The organism is Mesoterricola sp. JemC181 (assembly GCF_055384585.1).
Map to the genome: position 1 here is coordinate 473,967 of NZ_AP045076.1, position 15,627 is coordinate 489,593.

Below are 15,627 nucleotides of genomic sequence, written 5' to 3' on the forward strand. Positions count from 1 at the left end.
TATATTTAAATCATAGGATGGCGGACGGCATTTTCCTAGGTCTTCTGCTCCACCGCGGGTGCGTCGCCGGGCTTCATGAGGATCTTCATCGGCTTGCCTTCGCGCAGGACCTCGAACTCCAGGGTCTGGTCGGGGGGGATCATCTCCAGGAAGTCCATGAGCTCGATGTCGGTTTCCATCTTCACGCCGTTGATGCCGATGATCAGGTCGCCCAGGACGCAGTCCTCCACCTTGGTGGCCTTCTCCAGGCCCGGCTTGAGGGTGATGCCGCGCAGGCCGGCCTTGTCGGCGATGCCGCCGGCGTCCACGCCCCGCACCGCGATGCCCCGCGTGATGCCCCACTCGGGCGCCCAGTGGGAGGGCAGGGTGTCGAAGCCCAGGACGGGGCGGTAGGTCTGGCCCTTGGCGATGAGCAGGGGCACCACGCGGTTGAGGGTCTCCACGGGGATGGCGAAGCCCACCCCGGAGCTGGCCCCGGACGTGGAGGTGATGGCGGTGTTCATGCCCACGAGCCGCCCGGTCCGGTCCAGGAGCGGGCCGCCGGAATTGCCCGGGTTGATGGCCGCGTCGGTCTGCACCGCGCCGGAGATGTGCGTCCCGAAGCTGGTGACGATGGGCCGGCCCAGGGCCGAGACGATCCCGGCGGTGAGGGTGTGGTCCAGGCCGAAGGGATTGCCGATGGCCAGGACGTCCTGCCCCACGATGAGGTCCTTGGCGGTGCCGATGGGCAGGGGCTTGAGGGCGTCCAGGGGCGCGAAGACGTGGAGCACCGCGATGTCCTGGGCGAGGCTCCGCCCGATGACCACGGCCTTGAAGATGCGCCCGTCGGCCAGGGTCACCTGCAGATCGTCCGCCTCGCTGCGGGGGGCGCCCACGGCCACGTCCTCGAAGGTGATCACATGGTGGTTGGTGACCACGTGGCCCAGGTTGTCCCACACGAAGCCCGTGCCGGAAGCGGGGGGGATGGCGATCTGGTCGCCCTGGTTGTTCTCGAAGTGGCCGCTGGTGATGGAGCGGATGAACACCACCGAATTGCGGGCCCGCTTGAAGGCGTCGGCCTTGGCGCGCTCGGCGGGGGTAAGGGCGGGGCGCGGCGTGGCGGCCCGGGGCTTCGCGAGCTTGCGGTTGAAGTCGACGGTCTCCTGCTCGGCGGGCGTGAGCTTGGTGTGCGGGCGTTCGTAGGGCTCCTGGGCGGCCAGGGGCAGGCTCAGCAGCAGGGCCGCCCGCATCGCAACATGCCTCAGGTCCATGTCCATCCTCCCAGGTCCTTTGCCATGATGCGACAAACCGGGGAGCAAGCCCATCACAACCCGCCCCGGAATAAGTCTCGCGGGAACGTCCGCGGGGCGGATAATCGGGCATCCCGGAGAATGGCACCACCCCATGCGACGCTTCGTTCTGCTTTTCGCCCTCCTCGCGGCCGCCGTCACGGGCGTGCTGGAATACCGGCGCAACCTCCGGCCCTCCTCCAGGGCCCCCCTCGAACTCCGCCTGGCCCCCGCCGCGGCGTTCCAGGGCCTGACGCCCCTTGAGCGGCGCGGGTTCGGAGTCCTCTTCAAGGACTGCCTGGAGTACCGCACGGGGCTGGCGGTGGTGGAGAGCGAGGCCGTCCTCCCCGGCGGGCCCCAGGAGGCCCTCACGGTGTCCCTGGAGCGGCCGGAGGGGAAGGTCCGCATGCACCTCGTCCTGCAGCGGGCCGGCAGGCCCGTGAGGACCGGGGACCTGAATGCCGACTCCCCCGACGCGGCCGTGGGCGCGGCCCTGGCGTGGCTGGGGCTGGAGGACCGCGCCAGGGGCCTGCTCCTGCCCCGCGATCCGGCCTTCTTCTGGGACCTGGCGCGCATGACCGCTTCACGGCCCGCAGGCTCCATCGAGGGCGACCTGGACGTCTGCGGCCGGATCCTAGCGCAGGAGCCCGGCTGCGCAGGCGCCTGGCTCGCCCGGGCACGGCTGCTCAACAACCACATCCTGGACGACAACCGGGCCCCGGCCCACCTGCAGGACCGCTGCGAACAGGACTTCCTCACGGCCCTGGCCCTGGCCCCCGACTGCCCCCGGGCCGCCACCCTCTTCGGGCGCTTCCGCACGGAGATCGGGAACCAGCGCGCCGCCCTGGATCTGCTGCTCGACGCCATCCGCCGGAGCCCTAGGGCCCCGAGGCTCTACGAGGCCGTGGCCTACGCCGCCCGCAGCGCGGGCCTCCTGGAGGGGGCCTCCCGGGCCCTGGCGCGGCGGGACGCGCTTTCGGGCCCGAGCCGCGGCGAGGCCGACATCACTGAGAACACCTACCTCTACCGGGGCGAGCTGGACCGCTTCGAGACGGTCCTGGGGCCGGGGTCGGCCACGGAGCCCGACGCCCTCCGGGACTTCTACCGGGGCTACGCGCGCCTGCTGCGCGGGGACCGCGCCGGAGCCGCGAGGCACTTCCACCGCGCCGCCGCCACCCCGGGGGGCAACCGCGCCTTCATGGACCTGGCCGGGGTCTACGAACTGGGCCTGGCGGGCAGGCATGAAGCGGCCCTGGAGGAGCTGCGCAGGCTCTGGGCGGAACGCATCCCCATCCGCATCCCCGACGGCGAGTTCACCTTCAAGCTCGCCGAGGCCTTCGGCTTCCTGGGCAGCCCCGCCGAGGCCCAGGACGTGGCGAACCGCGCCTTCGCCCAGGGTTTCGGGTGCCTGCGGTGGTACGAGCAGAGCCCCTTCCTGGCCGGCGCCCGCGGCACCCTCCGGTGGGCGGCCCTGGAGCAGCACCTGTCCGAGCGCCTGGCCCTCATGGAGGCGACCTACCCCAGGAGCCGGTTCGAGTTTTGAACTCCGAAAGGAACCTGAGGCGGGCGCGCGGCACCTTGACTGCACCGATCCCGCGGCCTGCCCGGAGGTATGGATATGAATGCTCTGTTAGGCGTAGTGCTGATTCTCAGCTTGTTGATCATCATCTTCTTGGGACCCGAGTATTTACAGACGGTCCGCCGGAAAACCCGTTCATATAAAAAAATTGGCCCTCAGCGAACCCTTCAAGGCCGCGACGCCCAGGCGTAAGCTGAATTCCCTTTTCCCGGAAAGGACCTGCCCATGACTTCACGAACCCCGCTCCCCTATGACAAGCTGCTGCTGACGCTCCTCGGCGGCGCCGCCCTCGGCGCCCTCGCGGTGGCCTTCACCACGCCCCGCACGGGCCGGGAGGTCCGCCGGAAATTCCGGGCCATCGGCGACCTGTTCCGGGGCCACACCCGTACGGCCGAGGACGACCTGATCGAGGCGATGTTCATCTAGAGCGGCGGCCCGCGGGCGGAACGCCCGTGGGCCGCTGGACGGGCGCGTTCCTCAGTTCGCCGGCGCGGGAGGCGCTGGCGGCGCGGCGGGCGCCGGGGGTGCGGGAGGTGCGGGAGGTGCGGGAGGTGCGGGAGGCGCCGCAGGGCCGCCCTGGTCCAGGCGGTCGAGGCGGGCCTTGAGGCGGGCGATCTCGGCCTTGAGTTCGTCCACCTCGGCGCTGCGGGGACCCACGCGCATGGTGATCACCCGGTTCTCGCCGGGCTTGCCTTCGCCTTCGGGCCCATCGACGCGCTTGCGGATGACGATGTGCCGCTCGCCGGGGCCGCCTTCCAGTTCATGGAGGGTTTCCAGCTCGGCGAGGTCGATCTCCTTGTCGTTGAGGACGCGGAGGTGGGGCAGGCGGAGGCCGATGAGCGCGACCTTCCGGGCCTCGGCGGCCAGTTCCTTGGCCTTCTCCTGCATCTCCTTCTGGAGGCGGTCCAGCTCGGGATCGGCCTTGGCGGACTTGCGGGAGCTCTCGAACTTCTTCGCAAAGGCTTCGGCCTTGGCCTCGAAGGCCTTGGTCTTGGCGTCCAGGTCGCCCCGCTTCTCGATGCGGACGATCTTCTTCTCCACCTTCGGGGCGCCCTCGGGGGCCTTGGGGGCCGCCTCCTGGTGGAGCCCCAGGCCCGAGGCGGCGCCCAGGGCGGTGACGGCCAGAACGGCCAGCAGGCCCGCGCGCCCCAGGGGGGAGGGCGGCAGATTGGGCAGGATGAGACGTTTGATGCGGTTCATGAGAATTCCTCCGTTGGCCGCCAGGGCGAGGCCAGGGTTGGGTTCGAGGGACTGGCGCAGATCCTCCAGGCGCTCAAGGGCGCGGGCATAGAGGATCGGATCGCCGCAGACTTCCACCGCCGCGTCGTCGCAGCAGTTCTCGCGTTCGGTGCGGATCTGGCGGGAGACCCACCAGGCCGCGGGGTGGTAGAAGAAGAGGGCTTCCACCATGGACTGCATGAGGTTGACCAGGTAGTCGTGGCGCCGCACGTGGGCCAGCTCGTGGGCGAGGACGGCCTCGAGGGCCGCGGGATCCATACCCGCCAGGGCCGCCGCCGGCACCAGGATCACCGGCCTTATCCAGCCGATGACCATGGGCGCGTCCACGGTCCAGGACCGCAGCAGGCCCACGGGGAAGGTGATCCCCATGCGCTCCGCCAGGGCACCGGCCCGTTCGATCCACTCGCCGGGCGCGGGCTCGGCGCCGACCCGGCGCAGGCGCTGGATCCAGTACCACCCGCCCAGGAGCCGCAGGCCCATGACCGAGACCCCCAGCATCCAGAAGGCGCAGGCCTGGGGCAGATAGGGCCCCAGCAGTTCCCGCCAGCCCGGGGGCCGCAGCGCATCGGCCACCAGCACCACCCCCGGGGGGAGCGGCGCCGGCCAGCACAGCGCGAAGGTCGCCAGGGCCGCCAGCGGCATGGCCGCCAGGGCCGCGCAGGCCAGGACATACCGGGACCCCGGCGTCCGGCTCCGCAACAGCCGGGTCCCGGCCCAGGCCAGCAGGCCCAGGCCCGCGCCCTGCCACAGGGAATGGACGAGGGTCCATCCCAGGGCCTGGAAGAGGGGAGATGCCCAGAGATGCGTCATGACTGCCTCCCTTCGGCCGCATCCAGGAGCGCCCGGATCTCATCCAGCTCCGCCCGGGACGTCTTCCGGGAGGAAAGGGCCTGGATGACGAGCTTCGCGGCGGATCCGCCGAAGGCCCGGTCCAGCAGGTCGCCCACCAGGTGCTCCCGGGTGCGTTCCGCGCTCTGGGCCGCCTGGTACACATGGGACCGCTCGCGCTCGTCCCGGGTGACCAGGTTCTTCTCCGTCATGACCTGGAGAAGCTTCAGCACCGACGTGTAGCCCAGATCCTTCTCCCCCGCCAGCACCTCGTGGATCTGCCGGACCGTCGACGGTCCGCGATCCCAGAGCACCCGGAGAATGGCCAGTTCACCGTCGGTGGGCCGGGGCAGGGGATGGTTCATGGAGGGGACTCCTTGGTCTACGAAGATATGTGTACGTTCTTTTTCGTAGAGGGCAAGGGAAAACTTCAGGACCCTGTCATGGTGCTGAAAGAAAACGAATTCTAATTCTGCGATCCGCCGGTCAGGAGGGGGTGTCAGGTCAAGGCATCGAGGTTTTCATTGCAGCTTTGGACCCCGAGCCCGTTCCCTGACGGAAGGGTGCACGGAACCTGCCTGAAGACGCCGGGGTTCCTTCTTCAAGGCCGTTGCCCATCCTTCGCCGCCTGCCGGCCGGATGGAGACGGCGTCCGATGGGGCGAGGCGTCCTGTTCAAGGTCCGGGCCCGGAAGGGCTGGACCGTCCCGGCGACGCGCCAACCAGACGGTGCGGGAGCCGCAGGCCGGATCCTCCGGCGTGAAGGCGACAACCTCGAAACCGTAGGCCTCGAGCAGGCCGCGGTATTCCTCCGGAGCCAGGCTGGCGTGGAAAAGCGGGTCGCCATTGAGACTCCCGATCGCCTCGCCGTGCCTGGGACCGCTCGTGAACATGAGGGGGGCCCCGGGGGCCGAATGGGCGGCAAAGATCTGGAACATCCCGCGCTGGCTGTCGTGGTCGAGATGGAAGAAGCTGTCCCAGGCGAGGACTCCGGAGAATCTCCGGCCCAGGGCCAAGGAGCGCATGTCGGCTTCGATCCACGCCTGGCCGGGCAACGCCGCGCGGGCCTGGGCGAGCAGGGAGCCGGCGGTATCGACGCCGGTGAGCGCGAATCCGCGCGCCGCCAGCCACGCCCCGATGGGCCGGCCGCTGCCGCAGCCCAGGTCGAGAACGTCCCCGCCATCCGCGAGACCTGATGCGAAGCGTCCAAGCCAGCCGGTTTCCGGAAACGGCTGCGCGTGGCGCAAGGCGGCCCAGTGCTCGCCGTGGCGGCGGTAGAGGTCGATGACGGAGGCGGCAAGGGGATTGGACATCGGTTCAGGCCATGACGGCAACGGTCTCCAGCAGGGGCATGGCCAGCGCCTGATCGCCCGTCAAGCGAACACGGCCCAGGGCCTCCTCCCGGCCCAGCGCCTTGGAGAGCAGAAGCCAGGCGGTTTCCGGATCCAGCGCGACCGTGGACCGGGCAGGGCCTTCGCCGAGGTGAAGCGTCCAGAGGTCCACGTCCCGCCTCAGGCACCAGACGCGGGGGGCGGCCCCGGTCAGCTCCACGCGAAGCGTGGCGCCCGGCTCGCAGGCAACGCCCCGATACGCGTGGGGCAGGGCCCGCAGCAGGGTGTCCATCACCGGATGCAGCAGGTCGGCTTCGACCAGGGGCGGCGCGCCGACGGCGAGGCGAATCTGCTGCTGGTGGATCCAGTGTTCGGTGAGGTCGCGCGCAAGGTCGAAGCGGGTGGTGGATGCGGTCTCGCCTGCCCAGGCCACCGGGAAGGTGGCCGGAGCGGCCAGGTCGAGGCCCGACATGGCGGCCGCCAGTTCACCGCCGGTCCAGGCCAGCAGGCCACGCAGCACCTCCGGACTCAGCCGCGCCGAGGCCTCCACCCAGGTGGCGTTCAGGCGGTTGAGGAACGCCACGAGCGGCTCACCGGGCTCCGGACGACCCGAAAACCAGCCATCGCGTTGAACCGCGAGACGGCGCAACTGCCCGTCCAGGAGGTGGGCGGCGACGTCCTTGACGCACCAGCGTCGCGCCACCGTTGGCCGCCGCCAGTCCTCCGGCGTCAAGGTGGCCAGAAGGTCGAGCAGGCTGGCATGGACACGTGCGATGAGGGGTCTGGGATCGAAAATCGGTGAAGCCGTCATGCGCCCTCCAGCGCCATTGGGAAGGTGGGACAAAGGGGTGGGACATGGGACGGAACGGGGATCAAGGGGCATCGCCAGGCACTGCATCCATGCGGCCGGGCCTGCCGGATGGGTCCGAATGGCAACGACCGGAGGCCCTGGGCCAGCATCTTACCTAGTGCTGGATCGCCTGATCAAGCGGTGTGGCGGGCCTGGGCGGCGCCGGAGGCCTGCCGATCCATGCGAGTCCCTTGGCCAGATCGAGCGTCACCACCCAGTTGCGCAGGAAGGGCATGCCCAGGTTTCCATCCATGATCATGTCCGGCGCGAAGGCATCCGGCGTTGTCGCGCGGATATCGCCGAGGATTTCGAAATCGGCGAGCTGTTTGCCATCCTGCTTCGGGTCCATGCCGACCAGATGGGCGATCGCCTTGGAGGCGAGCACCGTGCCGCCGTTGCCGGAATCGAGCTCGAACCACAGCGTGCCTTTCTTCGACGGAACGGCGGCCATCACCGCCAGTGCGCAGCCGTTCACCTCGCGTTTCAGCCGGATGCGCAGGGGACGCAGGGTCGCGATTCGCGCCGTCCGGCTTGCCTCCGACTCGAGCGTCAGCGTCCCTGCGGCGAAATCCAGCGTCACGGTTCGGCCCTCGAACAGGTTCAGCCCGATGATGCCGTCCAGTTCCGCATCACGGGGATTGTGCTCGGCCATCCGGATCAGGCCGAGCACCGGCGGAGCAAGGGCGATGCCGGCCACGGTGACCGGGATGGAATCGCCGCAATGCGGACCGTCGTGGCGCGTTCCCATCATGTCGTAGCCGGTGATCCGGCCCCAGGGCTCGCAGCCTGCGCGCCTGGCGCTCTCGGGCGATACGAGCGTGATCCCCGCCCCGGTGTCGAACAGGTAGAGGCCCTTCCTGCCGCCGACTTCGGCTTCCATCGCCCAGCGCGTGCGCCACGGCTTCATCTGGATCACCGCAGCCGGTGCGGCGGCCGGCTGCTGGGCCTGGGCGGCGGGCAGGATCGAGGCCAGGACGGCGAGGACCGGAAGGCGCAGGAATTTCATCGGGCATCTCCACGTATCGAATCAGGTCGTGCGGCGAATTCTACAATTCCTGTTTCCAGGGAGGGGCTTTTCCCCACAGGTTCCGACACCCGGTCCTGCCAGGGCGGGACGGGAACGGCGCTAGGGCCGAAGGCCCTGGGGCCCGGTGGCCGGCGCCGGGTCGGCAGGCGAGGGGGGAAGGGCGGGGAATTTCAGCGTGAGCACCAGGTCGGGCCAGCCAAAAACCCGCAGGTAGCCTTGACCGGCCGGGAGGGGCGAGGCCAGGTCGATGGATTCGTGGCCCTCCTCGATGGCCACGCTGGCTTTCTCCCAGGGCCCGGAGGGCGAGGGCGCCAGGGCTTCGATGGCATCCAGCGACGGCCCGACGAGCCTCGTTCCGGCGGGTGTCCTCTGGACCGCGGCGATGGTGGGCAGGTCCAGGAAGGTGGCGGGGAGGGGGAGCCAGTCGCCGGCGCCGCAGTGGTCGTCCAGGACCTGGACCTCCAGCCGGCCCGAAGCCCGGCCTCCCAGGAGTTCGGCCGGCGTGAACGTGAAGGTCGCCTTCAGGTTGTTGCCCATGACCTTGATCCTGGCCTGGGGGATGGCGCGGATCTCCTTGGGCTCGTCGGCGTTCCGGATGGCGGCGTGGAAGCCTCGGTCGGACGGGAACCGGTAGCCCCTGGCCGCGATGAGGCCCACCTGGCTCGGGGAACCGGTGGCGGCGATCGGAAGGCTGGAGGTCAGGAGGACGCGGGTGGCCCTGGCCTCCACGGGAACGACCTGCGCCTCGGCGAGGCGGGGTCGCGCCGCCAGCAGGGCCGCGTTCTCGAGGGGGACCTTCCGGTCCGCCGCCAGGACCATGGAAGCGGCCAGCTTCGTGCCGGGGGTCCCGTCCAGGGGCTTGCCGTCCTCGGCCCGGAAGGTGCGGAGGCCGGGCGCATCCGAGCCACTGGGGATGAACCTGCGATTCCCCAGTTCCATCGCCTGGATGCCCTCCAGGTGGCATCCCTTGAGCGCGATCCGGTCCTCGCCCAGGCGGGCCTCGAGTCCCGCGGGCTCCGGGGGCGCCTCGAGCAGGGTCATGGGCAGGGCCAGCATGGGCTTTTCCTGGCCGAACGCCAGGATCTCCAGGACCCCGGCCCCGGCCTGGTCCGGCCTGGGCTGGAAGACGGCCGATCGGCCGCCGTCCTTCCCTTCCGTCAGGTTCGCGGTCAGGGGCGCCGAACCGGCCTTGGCCGGCCGGAAGGCGACCTTTTCCACCACGGGGGCCCAGGTCCTGGGCAACCCGATCGCGCAGCCCTTCCCGATCTGGAACGCCGCCCGCTCCTCCGGGGTCGGGGCCCAGGCCGGGTCGACGCCCACCGGAAGTTCCAGGGGGTCGGTGGCGATGCTGGTGAAGCCCCAGCGCCCGACCACGCGGACTTGCACCTTGGCGGCGCCCAGCTTCCTCAGGGGTTCCTGGAGCGGGGCCGGAGAGGCCACGAACGACGCCTTGCCCGGGCTCGCGGTGAGCCCCAGGGGGGGCAGGGCCTCGCCCTTGGGTCCGGTGACCAGGAGCTTCCAGTCGTGCCCGAACAGCGAGAACGGGTTCCGGTTCTTCTCCCGGGGGCGGACCTTCAGGAGGGCCTGGTTCTTGAGGATGGATTCCCCGCCGGGCAGTTCCAGCTCGAAGGACGGGGGCGTCTGGTCCTCCCATTGGCCTGGACAGCACATGAGGGCCCCGAGCGTGTCGCCGGTCGTATGGATCCAGTCGCTGTAGTAGAGTTCGGCGCTGGCCCCGTGGAAGTTCCGCGCCAGGGCCGGCAGGTACTGGAACTGGTGGCCCGGCCAGAGGTTCTTGATGATGGAGGCAAGGTCAAAGAATATCGAGACATAGGCCGAAATGGGGCGGTTCCCGCCCGCCCCGGCCGTGACCTGGGCTTCCACCGGGGCCGAGCCCGATTCCGGGACGAGGACATTGGTCTTCCTGAACTCCTGGGTGATGAACTGGAATTTGGCCAGGTTGGACCGGGAACTCCCCACGAAGGCCTGGAGATCCCCGGAAACGGAGTTGCCGTAGGAATGGAGGAAGCCCAGCACGGCGTTGTCGTACTGCGCGGGGGAGAGGTTCTTGTCGATGGCGTCCAGGTCCGCCAGGAACCTGTCCACCGAGGCGCGCTCCTCGGAAAGTTCGAAGATCCTGGCGCAGAGGTTCCGGAAGGCTTCCAGGTGGGTGTTGAGGTCCTTGAGCACCTTCTTGCGCCCGTTCTTGTCGGGGACCAGGAAGATCATGGGAATGGAATCGTAGGGCACCGGGATGGAAGGCACCATCATCTCGTCGCCCTTGCGCTTCAGGCGGAAGCTGACGACGCCCTGGTCGGTGGGGGCGACGGTCTTCGGCAGGAAGACGACGACCAGGGACCAGTCGGCACGGGTGACCCGCTGGTCGAAGGCTTCCCCGGAAAAGGAAAGCTCCAGCCTGTCCTGGAATTTCAGGACCGGCACCTGGAACACGGGGAGGGAGGACTCCTCGGGCGTTCCCTGGGCATGGACCACGGTCGCGGTGATGGCTATCGGGCCCTTCTGGAAGGCCTCGACCAGGGTCGGGGCATCCGCCTGCTTCTCTTTGGCCTTGGGCGCTTCGGGGGGCGCTCCGGCCAGGGGGGCAAGGCAGCCCGTCAGGGCACAGACGCAGAACGCCTTCCTGAACAAGGCGTGAACGGGATTCGAATGCGTGCGCATTTCCATGAGACCCCAGCGGACGGCAAAGGGTTGAGGCGCCCTGTCCCTTCGGTTGCTTGCACGCTTCAGCGAGGATCGCGTCCCGCGGGTCCTTCCCCGGAAGAACTCGGTGGATCGGGTGCGGGCTTGGTTCCCCCTGCCGCAGGTGCCTTCAGGCGAGCGAGTTCCGCCTCCAGCCGGGCGATCCGGTCCCGAAGAGGCCGGACCGCCTGGGCGACCTCCTCCTCCGTGAAGCGTGGGGTTATGAACTTCGGACAGTTCCAGTCGAAGGCCTCGATCCGGATTCGGAACAGGCGCTCGGTGACCGCCTCGCTTCCCGGCGGGATCAGGCGTTCGGCCAGGGCGGGATCCTCCTCCACGCCCAGCACCTCCGCCCGGCCCAGGAGCTTCAGCCTCGTCTGGTGCGGATAGCTCATCAGGAAGAGGCAGACGCGCGCGCCTCCCTGGAGGTTGCCCGTGGTCAGGAGCTGCCGGTTCCCCCTGAAATCCGCGAACCCGAGCTCGGCCGGGCCCAGCACCTTCAGGAAGCCGCGGGGACCCCCCCGGTGCTGGATGTAGGGCCATCCCTCCGGGTTCACCGTGGCGAGGTAGAAACTGTCCCGGTCCTCGATGAAGGCGATCTCATCCGCGCCGAGGGTGTCCCCGGCGGCCGATCCGGGCCGGGGGAGGCTGCGGCCGTAGTAGCGCTCCTGCGCGGCCTTCACGGCGGGGGTGAGGGTCCTGTGGAAAAATGCCTTGGTCATGGGTCCTCCACGGGAAGGGCTGCAGTGTCTCCAGGCGGCCCTTGACCCGGCCGGGACCGGCGGAGCCCGTTCAGCTACCAGGCCACATCTTCCGGGCCCGCCTCCCTCATGTCCAGCACCAGGTGCAGGCTGGCCATGCGCAGCACGAGCACGACGCGCGGCCTGAGGCCGCACAGGATCAGCCGCCCTCCCTTGTTCCGCGTGGACACGAAACTCGCAACGATCTGGCCCACGCCCAGGCTGTCGATGAATTCCACCGAGGAGCAATCGAGCAGGATCTTCAGCACGCCGGCGTCGAGGGCCTCATGGACGGCCCTGGACAGGTCCTCCTTGCCCTCCGAGGCCGTCAGCTTCTGGCCGGGGACCAGGACGAGGACATCCCGGTCCATGTGCTGGGTAAGGTGCATGCGGCCTCCCTCGGCGCTGGAACGACTCATTGGACCAGAACGTTGTAACAACCCGGTAACATTCAAACCCGCGGCCGGGCGGCCCGTAAAGATTTCGTTGCGGCAGCCGTTCCGCGGGCGGTTCGCCCTTTATGGAACTTTGACGGACGACCCTGGATTCCCAACCTTTTCTTAATGAACTTCAGGCCATATTCATTGGCGGCCTGGATCAGGCGATCCGGCAACTTCTGGAGCCCAAATGCGCATCCTTCTCACCGCCTTCCTGGCGGCCGGGGCCGTCGTGCCCGGCCTTGCCCAGGCTCCCAAGCCCCCGGCGCCCAGGGTCGCCGAGCCCTTCGCCTTCGCCGATTTCACATGGCTGAACGGCAACCCCCGGACGAACGACGCGATCCTGGACTCGAAGTACTTCACCGGCGAATTCCGGGCGGACGTGAACGCGGTCTACGACTTCAACCACCCCAAGGACCACACCCTCGGCGGCTCCAGCGAGCTGGGGCGGACCGGAGAGGTCCAGGTCCAGCAGCTGGGCATCGGCGGCGACTTCCACTGGGATCACGTCCGGGGCCGGATCCTCACCCAGTTCGGGATGTACGCCACGATGACCCCGCGCAACGACGCCAGCACGGCCAAGGGCCAGTGGGCCACGGACAACGCGTACCGCTACGTCTCGGAAGCCTACGGCGGCTACCACTGGGATGCCCTGAACGGCGTCAACCTCGACGCGGGCATCTTCATGTCCTATATCGGGCTCTTCAGCTTCTACAACTTCGACAACTGGGCCTACCAGCCGTCGTACGTCTCCTCGAACACGCCCTGGTTCTTCAACGGCATCCGCCTCCAGGTGTTTCCCACCGACAAGCTCAAGGTCGAGTTCTGGCTCACGAACGGTTGGCAGTCCTACAACATGTTCAACAACACACCGGGCGTGGGAGCCTCCATCTGGTGGCGGCCCACCGGCGACCTGGCGTTCATCTCCAACAACTACATCCTGGGCGCCGACACCCCGGGCAACCCGAAGCGCACGCGGAGGCACACGGACAACAGCGTCGAGTACAAATACTACGACCGCCCAGGCGCGGGCCTGAACCGCATGGCCCTGTCGTTCACCTTCGATCTGGGGGATGAGCAGGGCGGCGGCGTCAGCCGGAGCGGCACGGCCTCCGACCCCAAGCAGTACTTCGCCGGCTGGATGCTCTACAACCGCTTCTGGTTCGGCCACGACCGCCACGCCGTCACCCTGGGCGGCGGCGCCATCACCAACCCGGGCCGCTACCTGGTGCTGATGCCCCCCATCAACGGCGCAACGGCCGCCTCGGGCACCCCCTACTTCACCCAGAACCCAGGCGATCCCTTCCATGCCTGGGACGGTTCCGTCACCTACGACTACATGCCCAGCCCGTTCATCACCCTGCGCGCCGAGTTCAACCGCCGGGGCGCCAGTGTGCCCTACTTCACCGGCCCGGGCGGACTGACGCCTCCCGGAGGGAACCAGGGCCCCCTGGGGTCTGCGGTCGAGGGGTGGTCCCCCGACCTCAGGAAGACGGAAAGCAGGATCACCCTGGCCTTGATGGTCAAGTTCTAGGAATGACCCCCATGTTCAGCCTCCTCCTCGCCATCGCCCTCGCTGCCGCTCCCAACGCCACCTGCCCCGTCACGGGCCGCCAGGTCACGAACCATCTGCTCTACCACCACGTGACGGTGCGTGGCCGGGCCTACTACGTGTTCGACCGGGAGGCGGCGATCCGGCTGAAGAACTGCCCTGACTGCTACCTGGCCAAGGACGGCACACCTTTTCTAGAGCTCGGCCTTCAGTTCCCGGTCCAGCCGCCCCGGGCTGAAGCCCATCCAGGCCCGCTTCACCTTGCCGTCCCGGCCCACGATCAGCGTCGTGGGGATGGCCCGGATCTCCCCCACCTCCTTGGCCAGCCGCGCCGGGTCCGCCGGGACCATGGCGGCCAGCGCCATGGACGGGTTGGCCGCGAAGAAGGGGGTCACCGCTCCGAAGCCCGTGCGGTCCAGGGAGACCGGAACCACCGCGTAGGCCGGCCCCTGGGCGGCCTGGAGTGCGGCGAGCTCGGGGAGGCTCATGCGGCAGGGGGGGCACCAGGTGGCCCAGAAATCCACCACGACCACCTGGCCCCGGAACTCGCCCAGGGTGCGGGTGCGGCCTTCGGCGTCCCTGAGGACGAGGGCCGAGACGTTCCGGCCGACGAACGCGGACCCGGCGTCCCCGCCGCCCGAGAAGGCGCGCACGGCCATCCAGCCCAGGCCGAGCACGCCCGCGGCGATCAAGAGGAGCGAGAGTCCGGTGCCCAGCCCCTCGGTGCGCTTCTCCTCGAGCCATTCGCCAAATGAAGCCATGGGTGCCTCCCCTGGACCATTCTGACCCGGATCGGGCCGGCCGGGGTCCTTCCGCGCTGGGGAGGCCTTCTGCGCAGGCGGGCCGATCCGGGGCACCCGGGCCGGGCAGGCAGACGTGGCCCGGACCTTCTCCTGCGAGGGGCGGGCCGTCCGCACCCGGGCCGGAATCCGGAGAATCAGGCTAAAACTCCGGATCTTTGGGCAATCAATTGCGGCCGCCGGTTCCTAAACTCAGAGGTGCAGCACCTTCCGGAGGAACCCATGCCCACCCCAGTCCGCGCCTATGCCGCCACGTCTCCCACGTCCAGCCTGACGCCCTACCGCTTCGACCGCCGCGACCCCCGTCCCGACGACGTGGTCATCGAGATCCTCTATTGCGGCGTCTGCCACTCGGACCTGCACACCGCCCGTAACGACTGGGGGTGGTCCACCTACCCCATCGTCCCGGGTCACGAGATCATCGGCCGGGTGACGGAGGTGGGGGCGAAGGTGACGAAATTCAAGGCGGGAGACGCCGTGGGCGTTGGCTGCCTGGTCGATTCCTGCCGGCACTGCAAGCCCTGCGAAGACGGGGACGAGCAGTACTGCGGGGAATTCACCGGCACCTACGGCGGGGTCGACCGGCACGACCAGACGAAGACCCAGGGCGGCTATTCCGAGAAGATCGTCGTCTCGGACGCCTTCGTCCTGCGCATCCCGGACGGGCTGGACCTGAAGGCGGCCGCGCCCCTGCTGTGCGCGGGCATCACCACCTGGTCGCCGCTGCGCCACTGGAAGGCGGGCAAGGGCAGCCGCGTGGCGGTGGTGGGCCTGGGCGGCCTGGGGCACATGGCCCTGAAGCTGGCCAAGGCGCTGGGCTCCGAGGTCACGCTGTTCACCCGCTCCGAGGGCAAGGAGGAGGATGCCCGCCGGCTGGGGGCCGACCGCATCGTGCTCTCCACGGACCCGGCCCGGATGGCGGAGGTCGCCGGCCGCTTCGACCTCATCATCGACACCGTCCCCTATGTCCACGACCTGAATCCCTACATGCCCACCCTGGCCCCCAGCGGCACCCTCGTGCTGGTCGGCTACCTGGGCGGCCTGGAGCCGGCCCTGAACTCGGTGCCCATGATCCTCGGGCGCAAGTCCGTGGCGGGATCCCTCATCGGCGGGATCCGGGAGACCCAGGAGATGCTGGACTTCTGCGGCGAGCACGGCATCGTGTCCGACGTGGAGGTGATCCGCATGCAGGACATCAACGAAGCGTACGAGCGCATGCTCAAGAGCGACGTGAAGTACCGCTTCGTCATCGACATCGCGTCCCTGAGGAGCTGAAG

14 protein-coding genes are annotated in these 15,627 nt (G+C 69.1%); 4 read left to right on the plus strand and 10 right to left on the minus strand.

Annotation, left to right across the window (positions count from 1 at the left end):
* Positions 1 to 35: 35 nt before the first annotated feature.
* Positions 36 to 1,250, minus strand: coding sequence for a S1C family serine protease (locus tag ACZ5MC_RS02170; RefSeq protein ID WP_306598624.1), 1,215 nt, complete (start codon positions 1,248 to 1,250; stop codon positions 36 to 38).
* A 133-nt stretch (positions 1,251 to 1,383) separates the two neighbouring features.
* Between ACZ5MC_RS02170 and ACZ5MC_RS02175 the strand changes: the two genes are divergently transcribed.
* On the plus strand, positions 1,384 to 2,811 hold the full coding sequence (locus tag ACZ5MC_RS02175; protein WP_464516928.1) for a tetratricopeptide repeat protein: 1,428 nt from the start codon (positions 1,384 to 1,386) through the stop codon (positions 2,809 to 2,811).
* Between the two features lie 261 nt (positions 2,812 to 3,072).
* Positions 3,073 to 3,273 carry a hypothetical protein gene (locus ACZ5MC_RS02180; protein WP_306598626.1) on the plus strand — a complete coding sequence of 67 codons (201 nt, stop codon included), beginning with the start codon at positions 3,073 to 3,075 and terminating at the stop codon, positions 3,271 to 3,273.
* 51 nt (positions 3,274 to 3,324) lie between these two features.
* Here the strand turns inward: ACZ5MC_RS02180 and ACZ5MC_RS02185 are convergent, their stop codons facing one another.
* The 8 genes from ACZ5MC_RS02185 to ACZ5MC_RS02220 form a co-directional block, all read right to left on the minus strand.
* Positions 3,325 to 4,896, minus strand: a complete 1,572-nt coding sequence (locus ACZ5MC_RS02185; protein ID WP_464516929.1) for a M56 family metallopeptidase — start codon at positions 4,894 to 4,896, stop codon at positions 3,325 to 3,327.
* Positions 4,893 to 5,279, minus strand: coding sequence for a BlaI/MecI/CopY family transcriptional regulator (locus ACZ5MC_RS02190; RefSeq protein ID WP_306598628.1), 387 nt, complete (start codon positions 5,277 to 5,279; stop codon positions 4,893 to 4,895). Before ACZ5MC_RS02190 ends, ACZ5MC_RS02185 begins: the two co-directional genes overlap by 4 nt.
* 236 nt (positions 5,280 to 5,515) lie before the next feature.
* Positions 5,516 to 6,226 carry a class I SAM-dependent methyltransferase gene (locus ACZ5MC_RS02195; RefSeq protein WP_464516930.1) on the minus strand — a complete coding sequence of 237 codons (711 nt, stop codon included), beginning with the start codon at positions 6,224 to 6,226 and terminating at the stop codon, positions 5,516 to 5,518.
* A 4-nt stretch (positions 6,227 to 6,230) separates the two neighbouring features.
* The gene (locus tag ACZ5MC_RS02200; RefSeq protein WP_464516931.1) at positions 6,231 to 7,142 is read right to left on the minus strand and encodes a maleylpyruvate isomerase family mycothiol-dependent enzyme; all 912 of its coding nucleotides are present in this window, start codon (positions 7,140 to 7,142) and stop codon (positions 6,231 to 6,233) included.
* Between the two features lie 67 nt (positions 7,143 to 7,209).
* On the minus strand, positions 7,210 to 8,100 hold the full coding sequence (locus ACZ5MC_RS02205) for a pepsin/retropepsin-like aspartic protease family protein (protein WP_464516932.1): 891 nt from the start codon (positions 8,098 to 8,100) through the stop codon (positions 7,210 to 7,212).
* A gap of 120 nt (positions 8,101 to 8,220) precedes the next feature.
* The gene (locus tag ACZ5MC_RS02210; RefSeq protein WP_464516933.1) at positions 8,221 to 10,800 is read right to left on the minus strand and encodes a hypothetical protein; all 2,580 of its coding nucleotides are present in this window, start codon (positions 10,798 to 10,800) and stop codon (positions 8,221 to 8,223) included.
* A gap of 65 nt (positions 10,801 to 10,865) precedes the next feature.
* Positions 10,866 to 11,543 carry a pyridoxamine 5'-phosphate oxidase family protein gene (locus ACZ5MC_RS02215; protein WP_464516934.1) on the minus strand — a complete coding sequence of 226 codons (678 nt, stop codon included), beginning with the start codon at positions 11,541 to 11,543 and terminating at the stop codon, positions 10,866 to 10,868.
* A 74-nt stretch (positions 11,544 to 11,617) separates the two neighbouring features.
* Entirely contained in the window at positions 11,618 to 11,950 is a 333-nt protein-coding gene (locus ACZ5MC_RS02220; RefSeq protein ID WP_464516935.1) for an STAS domain-containing protein, read from the minus strand.
* A gap of 238 nt (positions 11,951 to 12,188) precedes the next feature.
* On the opposite strand from ACZ5MC_RS02220, the gene ACZ5MC_RS02225 reads away from it, so the two are divergent.
* Positions 12,189 to 13,532 carry an outer membrane beta-barrel protein gene (locus tag ACZ5MC_RS02225; RefSeq protein WP_306598635.1) on the plus strand — a complete coding sequence of 448 codons (1,344 nt, stop codon included), beginning with the start codon at positions 12,189 to 12,191 and terminating at the stop codon, positions 13,530 to 13,532.
* Between the two features lie 212 nt (positions 13,533 to 13,744).
* Here ACZ5MC_RS02225 and ACZ5MC_RS02230 read toward each other — a convergent pair whose 3' ends face one another.
* Entirely contained in the window at positions 13,745 to 14,311 is a 567-nt protein-coding gene (locus tag ACZ5MC_RS02230; RefSeq protein ID WP_464516936.1) for a TlpA family protein disulfide reductase, read from the minus strand.
* Positions 14,312 to 14,572: 261 nt separating this feature from the next.
* Here ACZ5MC_RS02230 and ACZ5MC_RS02235 point away from each other — a divergent pair, with 261 nt between their 5' ends.
* Positions 14,573 to 15,625 (plus strand): NAD(P)-dependent alcohol dehydrogenase, encoded by a 1,053-nt coding sequence (locus tag ACZ5MC_RS02235; protein ID WP_464516937.1) that lies wholly within the window; start codon positions 14,573 to 14,575, stop codon positions 15,623 to 15,625.
* Positions 15,626 to 15,627 lie beyond the last annotated feature (2 nt).